1 protein-coding gene is annotated in these 538 nt (G+C 47.2%); it reads left to right on the plus strand.

The window, feature by feature from the left end:
* The coding region (locus BKD12_RS16135) for an IS66 family transposase (protein WP_141736969.1) at positions 1-498 on the plus strand (498 nt) is incomplete at its 5' end.
* Between the last annotated feature and the right edge of the window lie 40 nt (positions 499-538).

The raw sequence follows: 538 nt of genomic DNA on the forward strand, positions 1-538 counted from the left end.
CTGGACAATCAGTTGGCTGCTTTGGAACCGGATGACCGAAAGAAACAGCGGCAGATCACAGTCAAACCTCTGGTGGAGGCTTTCTTTGCGTGGGTAAAAGAGATTCAATCTTCCAATCGTCTTCCCAAAGGAAAAACACTGGAAGGGATCAACTACTGTATCAATCAGGAAGAGGCACTAAAAGTGTTCCTGAATGATGGGGAAGTTCCACTTGACAACAACGTAACAGAAGGAGCGCTCCGCAGCTTCTGCCTGCATAAACATGCGTGGAAACTGATCGACAGTATCGATGGTGCGAAATCCAGTGCGATCATCTACAGCATAACGGAAACAGCAAAGGCGAATAACCTGAATCCGTTCCGTTATCTGGACCATGTACTGACAGTTCTGAAAGACCATCAGGATGATACGGATTACAGCTTTATCGAGAAACTGCTTCCATGGTCAGATCAGTTGCCGGAAATCTGCCGGAGCAAGTCAAAAACAACCAATCTGTAAACACGGCCGCCGGAAACGGCGGTCAAAAAATGAGCCAGTA

This window comes from Merdimonas faecis, from assembly GCF_001754075.1.
GTDB classification, from domain to species: Bacteria; Bacillota; Clostridia; order Lachnospirales; family Lachnospiraceae; genus Merdimonas; species Merdimonas faecis.